Source organism: Niallia oryzisoli (assembly GCF_043641075.1).
In the GTDB taxonomy this organism is placed as follows: domain Bacteria; phylum Bacillota; class Bacilli; order Bacillales; family Cytobacillaceae; genus Bacillus_BD; species Bacillus_BD oryzisoli_A.
This window is the reverse complement of record NZ_JBHZRC010000015.1, coordinates 80,874-90,693: the sequence shown is the minus strand read 5'-3', so window position 1 is coordinate 90,693 and position 9,820 is coordinate 80,874. Positions and strand designations below refer to the sequence as shown.

Below are 9,820 nucleotides of genomic sequence, written 5' to 3'. Positions count from 1 at the left end.
AATAATACATGAAAGATTCCGAGTTTATATAACTAGGCTGTAACCTCTGTAGGATGGAAAAGCAAGGTCCTTTCACGATCTAGAGAAGCTCTATAATAAATTCTGTGGTAGTTGAACCCTTCCAAAAAAAAAGATTTGGAAGGGCTATGCTTAAGGTCGGTCTCTTTTACCTAAAAAATGGTGTTTGACTTATTTGCCATTATACGCTGGCACCCTATTAGACTTCCCGTCCATACGTACGGTCATAGTTTCTATTCTTCAACTCAGCAATTACGTTCTGGGCATTGGCATAATCCGTTGTAATCACTAATTGATACGGGTCATTTGCTGCTGGTGTTTCATTTGCTGCATAATGTTTTAATGCAACGCCTTGTGCAGTATAGCCTCTTTTTTGAAACTCCGGTGCCAAGGCGCTGGCCTGCCAGTATTCCAAATTAGGGATAATGACTTCATAGGTCGGGTTTTTCCTTTTCAAGCTAAATGCTCGTTCAAGACCTTTTACATGTGCTTTTCCGACAGCTTGAATCCAGTTGGAATCCTTCATTTTTGCAGCATCAAACGAATTGTCAATGAATCCACATTCAGTTAAGATCGCCGGCATGTTTGTTTCGCGTAACACGTGCAGATCGCTTTGTTTCTTCCCACGATTCTTCAGGCCGACGACTTTCATAATTTCATCATGAATCAGGTTCTGATAAGTAGTTGTCGGCGGTCCCATATCCGGATATACAAAGGATTCAAAGCCTGTACCTCCGCCAGAATTAATATGGATGGAAAGAAAGAAGTGTGCACCCCACTTATTCGCATCATTTGTCCGTTGACTTAAAGAAGGGAAGGTATCATCTTGACGACTCATCCAGACTTCAATATCACGATATTCGTTTACCAAAGTCTTATGAATGACCTGCGAGATTGACAATGTTATATCTTTTTCCTGTAATCCATTACCAACAGCACCTGGGTCCTTGCCTCCGTGACCTGGATCTAGAAATAATTTAAACATATCTCATCTTCACCTCAGTATTTTATATGCAAAAATAACCCAAATGGTGTGGACTACTTTCATATTTGTGAAAAAAGTACAAATAGGTACATGTGAAACAGGCCATGTTTCCCTATATCCCCCTACTATTTTTCCAATTTCAGAACTAGGAACTCTCCATTTTTTATGGTAATCAGCATATTTCAGGGCATTTTAATGATAAGTTGATTTAATTACCAATTATCTGGATGGTGCCTGGCACCTTTTTTTGATAAACTTATATGTTGAGAAAATGTCGAGAAATGGAGAAGTTTGTATGCTTTTTAATTCTTTTGATTTTATTTTTGTTTTCTTACCTATTGTATTTATCGTTTATTTTTTTCTTAATAAAAGGCGGCTTACTGTTGCTTCTAAATATTGGTTGGTGGCAAGCTCTTTATTCTTTTATAGCTGGTGGAATATTGCCTATTTACCATTATTACTTATTTCTCTCTTTTTTAACTTTGCATTAGGTACTTTGCTCGGAAAAGAGCATTCGAGAATTAACAAAAAGGCTATTTTAGTTGCGGGTATTATCATTAATTCTGCCTTTCTCGGCTATTACAAGTACTCTGATTTCTTTATTTTAACAGTTAATTCCGCCTTTGATTCCAATATTGCATTATTAAAGCTTGCTTTACCGCTTGCCATTAGTTTCTTTACATTTGAACAAATCATCTATTTAGTCGATAGTTACAGAGGAGAGACAAAGGATTATACATTATTGGACTACTCCTTATTTGTTACCTTTTTCCCAAAGCTTATTGCCGGACCGATTGTCTATCATAATGAAATAATTCCTCAGTTCATGAGTAATCGGAAAAAGTTTATTAATTGGAAGAATATATCTATGGGCTTTTTTATTTTTTCCATTGGTATGTTTAAAAAAGTAGCCATTGCAGATACGTTTGCAATTTGGGCAACACAAGGATTTGACCAGGCAGAGTCATTAACGTTTATCGAAGGGTGGATTACGTCACTAGCCTATACCTTCCAATTATATTTTGATTTCAGCGGGTACTGTGATATGGCCATTGGTATCTCTCTAATGTTTAACATTCAATTGCTAATGAACTTCAACTCACCCTATAAATCCTTGGATATCCAAGATTTTTGGAGAAGGTGGCATATTACACTCGGTCGTTTTCTAACACAATATATTTATATCCCACTTGGCGGAAGCAGGAAAGGGAAGGCTAGAACCTACATAAATGTATTAATCATTTTCTTTATCAGCGGATTTTGGCATGGTGCTGGATGGGCGTTTATTTTCTGGGGGATTATGCACGGTGTAGCCATGTGTATGAACCGATTTTGGAAAGCACAAGGTTTTAGATTACCAAAGATTATTGCCTGGTTTATTACATTTAACTTTGTTAATGTTGCTTGGGTGTTTTTTAGAGCTACCTCATTCGACGATGCTCTTAAAGTACTGAAGGGAATGTTTGGTTTCAATGGCTTTACGCTTCCCGATTATCTAAATGGAAAGCTTTCCGTTCTTAATCAGTATGGAATCCAATACTCTACCTATTTTATCGATCACATTGAAATCATGAAGGCTTCTGTTTTGATCATCGTCGCCTTTGTCATTATTTTAGCGTTGAAAAATTCAATTGAACTGATGAAAAATTTCCGGCCAACAGTAACGGTTTCTATTTTCATTGCCGCTTTATTTGTTTACTGCGTCATTAATCTTAACAAGATATCGGAATTCCTATATTTTAACTTTTAAGTCTAGGTGGTTGCTAAATGAAATACAAAAAATGGTCCATACGTACCTTACTACTCGCTATCCTACCGCTGCTTCTGGTAGTGGCAGTGAATTACTATATTGACCCACTGTGGCTTACGAATCATTCCAGCAAGTATAATCAAAGGCAAATGGTAATCGATGAAAGGCAGCAGAAGACCAACTTCATCACATTTAATGACTTTGATTATGATACGTTAATTATTGGATCGAGCAGGACAACGCATATAAATCAGGAGGATTTTATCGGACATAAGGCATATAACTATTCAGTCAGTGCCATGAGGGTTTGGGAGTATAACGACTATATCGAATATGCAAAAAAGGTAAAGGGCGGAGATTTTGATACCATCGTCATGGAATTATATTATGACAGCTTCGAGAAAAATCTGCTTGATAATTCGGAGGACCCGCTGCATTACATTGATCAAGCTAACAGCCCGTTTTATCGAATCAAGTCATTACTTTCATATGATACGTTAAAATACTCTTTTCAAAACTACACCGCTTCTACTAAGAAGGAATTCATCGAAACTCGCATGTATAACCGAAAGAATACTGCTGAGGCAAAAAGGTTTACGAACGAAGAAGCGCTGGCAGCAAAAACATCATTTCAGAATACCTTTACTGATACACCGACAAATTATGATGAAAACTATCTTCAAACATTAGAGACGTTAAAAAAGAATAACCCTAATACAAAATTTATTATCTTTACCAATCCAACGTCCGATTACACACTAAAGGGGAATGTTCGAGACAAAGAAACCTTTGCGGACTATGAACGTTGGTTGACTGAGATTACATATGTATTTGATAATGTTTATAACTTTGCCTACCTTAATTCCATCACAACGGATCCAAATAATTATTATGATCCCTATCACTTCTATCCGGAGGTTGGTAAATTGATTGTGGATAAAATAATGGGTTACAGTAATCCCGATATTCCAAGTGACTTTGGAGTGAAAATTGATGTGGGTAATATTGATGAGCATTTGCAATTCGTTAGGGAGCAATTGGGAATAGATTTGGAGTCCTCCTCTTCTTCCCTTTAATAAAAAAACAAAGCATCTCCTAGGGCAGTCTAGCTTGCCGCTTGGGGATGCTTTGTTTACAATTTACTGGAAGGTGCCTGGCACTTAGTTAGCACCCTCAATCACATTAATTAATTCCTCACCAGAGTAACTCCCGTAAACTTGAATTCGATCTAGCTTAAATAAATGATCCTCTTTATTTACTACTCCATCTCTTACAGCAAAGCCCATTTTGTAGCCGGCGTTCAGAGCCATATTGATGGTTTCTTGTGAATAGTCTCCATATGGATATGCGATTGAAACGACCTCATAGCCCAGCTTTTCTTCTATTGCTTTTTTCGACTGTACCAAATCCTCATAAATACGAGTTTCATATTCTTGCTGTGATTCTACATGTCCATTAATAATAATTGGACTTGCGATCAGCCCCCGCTCCGCTCCTGTTGCACTCATCACCATTTTGTGAGAATCCCATGTATGACTTTGTATCAGCATGGTTCCCATCATTTCTCTAGCATCCTTCCAGGTAATCTTTTCTGATTCTCCAGGCAAAATTGTGACATCTTCAAAAATCCGACTGGTAATGACATAAATGGTTGCTTTCAATCCTAATTCCTTTAATACGGGATATGCTTCACTGTAATTGCTTTTATAGCCGTCATCAAAGGTAATTAAGATTGGGTTATCAGGAAGAGGGGTTCCTTTTTCCAAAAAGTTTAACAAGTCATAATCAGTAATCGTGTTATATCCCCTAGTTTTCAAAGCAGCCATCTGCTCTCTAAATCGCTCTGGATCGACACTTAGTGAAGTGTTTAAATTATCTATCAAGCTATGATACATTAATACAGGGATATCCGCATTAACTTCCTGATCGTTATTTTGATCCTCCTCCATTGAACTAAATAATGCAACAGTGTTTTTATTTGGATTCCATTCCAGTATATATCCAAATTCATCTGATAGAAATCGAAGTGGAATCAAGGTCTCCCCGTTTACTATTGTCGGAGCAACCTCTAACTGTATTTGTTTTCTATTAATAGTAGCTTTCTTCGAATCAACCATGATCTCTATCGTTTTTCCATTTCCAATAATTGAGACCATCTGATCTTGGCCAGACCATTCTACCTTTAACCCCATAATCTCGGCCGTTTTTCTAACAGGTACCATCAGTTTATTATTAATAATGGCTGGCGAAGCAGTATACTTAATTTCATCTCCGTCAACCTGCACTTGTATTGGGGAATTTGCCGAAACTGGAACACTCATACACATTAATAGAATTAAAAAGAATAAAAAACTAAAATAATAGCAAACCTTCTTCATAAAACTATACCTGCTTCCCGATTATAGTAAGGCAGCTACTTTTACTATAGAAAGGTGTTGAAGAAAAGTATAAAGCGGCACAACATGTTGCATAATATCAGACAGAATACTAGCCAAATGCTTTAATTAGCATAATGTTCAGATGTATTAATCACCTGTAATTCTCCATATTTTTCTATATAAAACTATAATATAGGTAAAAGAAGCTAGTATTAATAGTACCATGATCTAATACTAAATAGGTATATAATTTTATGATATTTCTGAATATTTTTATTAATAAACTAGTAAGACACTACCTTATTATGTAGTTCTTATTACCCTGTTGGGTTCCTCGTATTTCTATTAAAGTCGCTAACTCCCTACTGAAGCGAATAGCCTTACATGAAAGATCCTCTACTATTATCAATTGCCCTAGCCATACAAAACCTATCATAAGAATTAGAGTTGATGTTTCTATACACTATAATAATATAAGCTAATTTTTCTATTTGATTCGTTTTTCTAATTAATAGAAAAGACCCGTAAAGATTTCTCTCCACTGGCCTTTCTATCTATGCAACATGAGAACCGTCCCGACGTTTTTAGCGGATTACCATAAATCTATGTTTTAATAATAACTTCGTTTTAAAAGTATCTATTTCTTCACGTTTTTCATGGTGGTAGAGACTGTCATATTCAATAACAAGATTCAAATCTGGGATATAAATATCAACTTCTTTAATTTCTTCTATATCTAGTTGAAAACCATTTATTGTGGAAATAAAAACTTGCTTTAAATAATAAGATAAAGTGAGTTCATTATACGATGTATTCCACCGTTTCATACATAAAGGGCAGCCTGTATTAGTAGTCGCTCTATTTTTGGCCTCTACCTCCCATTCATAGCCACAGACATGGCACTTCCAATGAATCCTCTTATCAGACCCTAGTGAAACATCATAGGGATTATAAATCGTTTTCGAATAATCCCAATCCTTCAGCAAGTCAGGACGGCATTCAGCAATAGAATTCCCCACTGTTTTCACCTCTTTAGTATCTACAATTAGTCGTCTTATACAATTATAGTAAAACACATATTATTAAAATGTAAGGCGATACTACCAAATGTAACTATATATGATTAAGAGAATGAAGTAGTCACATAATATGTAGCATTATTACAATATTTACAAAAAGGATGACCATACTATAGTGCTGTCTTACAAGGGACTCCATACCAAAAGAACAGCAACAAAATCATTATAAAGGCGGCACTATTTAAGTTAAAATTTGGAATTTACATATAGAATGGATTGAACTTTCAAATGGGAATAATCCGAATATGAGAAGAAGTGGGAATAAGAAGGATAAGACTAGAGGCTTTGCATTTTTTCTTTATTTACAAGAATGGAAGAAAAAGAAAAGCCCTCCAGAGATTTTACTCTCCACAGAGCTTTCCAAAGGCTAGATCAAGAATAAAAGAATACATTCCTTTATCCTACAGACTCAACAAAATTTAGAGTTAACCCAGCTATTCTTAATTACTTAACAGTAACTGTACCAACTTCAACAGTATTACCCGCTGCATCTTTAAAGTCAATTTTAGATGTGTTAGCTTTTAAAGTAATTGTTTTACTTGATAACTTCGCAATATCATCTAAAGTGATTTTAACAACAACTTTATCAGTTGGTGTAGCAGTTGCAGTAACAGTTGCTACTGATACATTTGCATCAGTTAAACCATCTACAAACACATTGAAATCAGCAGTATCAGCAGTATGAGATACAACTTCACTAAATGTTAGTTCAACATCAGCAGTTGTAGCAGTTGTAGCATTAATTTTAACACCTGTAACAGTTGGTGCAACATTTTCATTTAGCGTAATTGCCTTTTTGAATGTTTCCGCTAATGGAAGACCTGCTGATGTTTTAACACCAGTGATTGTTAAATAACGTGCACCTGAATAAGTTGTTTTGTTATCCTCTAGTGTAAGTGTAACTGTTTTGTTATCACCTGCTAATTCAGCAGACTTCACAACAGCTCCATCAACTACATAGTTAGATGCTGCTATAGCAGATGCACCATCAACTGTTTGATCAAAAGTAACAGTTACTTTATTATTAGCAAGTAATATATCTTTTCCTGCAGCGCCACCCGTTAATGATGCTTGGTTAGTCTTAACTTCTGCCACACCTAATCCTGTTACAGCTGAATCTGTGCCACGAGTGAATGTAATAGCATTTGTTTTAGCTTCATTACCTACTGTGTTTGTTAATGTTTTAACAGCATTTGCAGGTAGATCAATTGTATAAGTTGTATCTTTAACTAGAGCAGTGCCATTTCCACCTGTAGTGATTTGATCTAATGCAATTTTATATTCATTACGGACATTTGTACCATTAGCTACAAATGCAGAAGCTGTATCAAAAGTAACCGGTGAAGTTGTTACATAATCTTTAACTGATTTACCAGATACAGTAATTGCTCCAGCGAAACCACTTAATACTACATCTTTATTAAATGTTAATACCAAATACTCTTTACCATCACGTTCTTTAACCACTTTAGAATTAGTTAGCGTAGGAGCAGTTTGGTCTGCTGTAATCTGAATTGTTGATGCATGAGCAGCATTTCCTTCTCCAGATAAATCATAAAATTTATTTGCAGCAACAGCAATATTATGGAAACCTGCAACTAATGGAGTTGCTAGTTCAATTGTATACTTTGTTTTATCCGTAGTATCTTGAACAACTTTATCGCCAGCAACTAAACCTACAGTATCAATTGTAAAATCAGCTTTTGCAGGGAAGTCCTGAACTTCTTCGCTAAACTTCACTTCAAGTTTAGATGCACTTAGAGCTTTTACAGTAGCAGTAGGAGCAACTCCATCTTTATCGGATTTTACAGCTGTAAAAGTAATTGGGTTCGGAGAAACTAAGTTGTTATTGTAATCTGTTACACCTACTAAAGTAACGTTAACATTCTTTCCTACAGTTGATGTTAATGTTACGGTTAAAGTTTTCTGATCAACTTTTGTTGGTGTTGCAACAGAAACAGGTGCAACGCCTGAACCGTCAGCATAAGTTCCAGAAATAACACCTTCTGATTTAATAGGCTCATTAAATGTAAGTTTGTATTGAGTAGCATTTATTTTTTCTGTGCTAACAACAGTCGGGTTAGTAGTATCTTTAATCACTAATGTAGATGAAGTATATGCTGGGATATACTCAGTTTTAGTAGTGTTAGTTGTTTGTACTTTATTTTTAACAACAGAGAACACATAATCACCATTTGCATATTCACCAGCTGCACCAGCAGTTGCATAAGTGATTGTTAAAGTCTTTCCATCAGCACTTAAAACAGCTTTTGCACCATCTAGGCTTACTGAAGGTGATGTAGCAGCAACTTTTTCAAGCTTGAATGCACCATCAACCAATGTTTCATCAGCAGCTACAACTGAATCTTTTTCCACCGCTGTAGTAAATTTAACAACTAGTTGCTTAGCGTTAATCGCACTTACACTCTCAACTGCAGGTGTTACAACTTCAACTTCCTTATCTTTAACTTCAATACGTTCAGCAGGAACTTCAGAACGATAAACGAAAGTAGCTGCTTCTGCACGAGAAACTTTTTCGCCTGGAAGAACTGTTCCATCGCCGTATCCGCCGATAATACCAAGGCTAGCTAGGATTTCTACGTATTCTGCTCCCCATGAGTTGTTATCATCAAATGCAACATCTTTAGTGTCATCAAGTTCGTAACCAAATGCAGTTACAACCATTTTTGCTAATTCTTGACGAGTGATTGATCCTTCTGGTTGGAAAGTTCCATCGCCATAACCGCCGATGATTTTTGAATTGTAATCTTGTAAAGCTTTAACATATTTAGAAGACCAGTGATCTTTAGTATCAGCAAAATCCGTCTTTGCACTATCAACAATATCAAGTCCTAATACACGAGCAAGAACTGCTGCTGCTTGACCACGAGTAAGGTCAGCTTCTGGAGCGAAGATTCCAGGTGCCATTCCATCAAGTGCTTTAGTTCCTACTAGATAATCAATTGCTTCAGCAGCCCAGTGACCTTGAGTGTCAGTGAAAGATGCAGCTGCAAATCCAGCTGTTGGTACTGCAGATGCTACGACAGCTGCTGCTGCTGCGCCTGCTAAATATTTACGGTAAGACTTTGGTTGGTAAGCCATTGAGATATTTTCCTCCTTGTATGTGTAAAAAGTAATATATTATTTGAAGCATGGTTAAGAGCTTGAATCAATTAAATTCTTAATCTCTTAAATCAGCCCTTCAACATTTATTAGTATAGAATTTTTATAGAATAATGTCAACGTCTTGTAACATTCCTTTATTTAACATTTTCATTACAGATTTGCTTTGATATACCTTTGTTTTATCTATGGTACTTGTCAAAAAACTACAATTATTTTGACAGTTAATTCTCCTTTTATGTCGAAACGTTACGTTTTTATTACCTATCTATTAATATTATATTTTATATTAGTTTTATCTATCACTATATGTAAATAAGGTTATAGTCAGTTATAAAATTCATTTAATTGACACAAAAGTTCCACAAATTTTAAATAATTAAAGGGCTTTCCGCCTATAATAATATTCGTGTATATTTCAAACTAATAAATTCTCTTCATTCTTTATTTACCCCGTTTCTTCCTATATTATGGCGTTATCCCAAAT

6 protein-coding genes are annotated in these 9,820 nt (G+C 35.7%); 2 read left to right on the top strand and 4 right to left on the bottom strand.

Features of this window, described 5'->3' with window-relative positions:
- Nucleotides 1-217 precede the first annotated feature (217 nt).
- A complete protein-coding gene (locus ACHUFV_RS24505) occupies nt 218-1,003 on the bottom strand; it encodes an N-acetylmuramoyl-L-alanine amidase (protein ID WP_394238813.1) in 786 nt (261 codons plus the stop codon).
- Between the two features lie 295 nt (nt 1,004-1,298).
- On the opposite strand from ACHUFV_RS24505, the gene ACHUFV_RS24500 reads away from it, so the two are divergent.
- Nucleotides 1,299-2,753: an MBOAT family O-acyltransferase gene (locus tag ACHUFV_RS24500; protein ID WP_394238811.1), complete on the top strand. Its 1,455-nt coding sequence runs from the start codon at nt 1,299-1,301 to the stop codon at nt 2,751-2,753.
- A 17-nt stretch (nt 2,754-2,770) separates the two neighbouring features.
- Nucleotides 2,771-3,829: a hypothetical protein gene (locus ACHUFV_RS24495; protein WP_394238809.1), complete on the top strand. Its 1,059-nt coding sequence runs from the start codon at nt 2,771-2,773 to the stop codon at nt 3,827-3,829.
- 84 nt (nt 3,830-3,913) lie between these two features.
- Here the strand turns inward: ACHUFV_RS24495 and ACHUFV_RS24490 are convergent, their stop codons facing one another.
- The 3 genes from ACHUFV_RS24490 to ACHUFV_RS24480 form a co-directional block, all read right to left on the bottom strand.
- On the bottom strand, nt 3,914-5,131 hold the full coding sequence (locus tag ACHUFV_RS24490) for a stalk domain-containing protein (RefSeq protein ID WP_394238807.1): 1,218 nt from the start codon (nt 5,129-5,131) through the stop codon (nt 3,914-3,916).
- A gap of 584 nt (nt 5,132-5,715) precedes the next feature.
- Nucleotides 5,716-6,150 carry a zinc-ribbon domain-containing protein gene (locus tag ACHUFV_RS24485; RefSeq protein ID WP_394238805.1) on the bottom strand — a complete coding sequence of 145 codons (435 nt, stop codon included), beginning with the start codon at nt 6,148-6,150 and terminating at the stop codon, nt 5,716-5,718.
- 504 nt (nt 6,151-6,654) lie between these two features.
- Complete coding sequence (locus ACHUFV_RS24480) at nt 6,655-9,312, bottom strand: S-layer homology domain-containing protein (RefSeq protein ID WP_394238803.1); 2,658 nt, start codon at nt 9,310-9,312, stop codon at nt 6,655-6,657.
- Nucleotides 9,313-9,820: the final 508 nt, after the last annotated feature.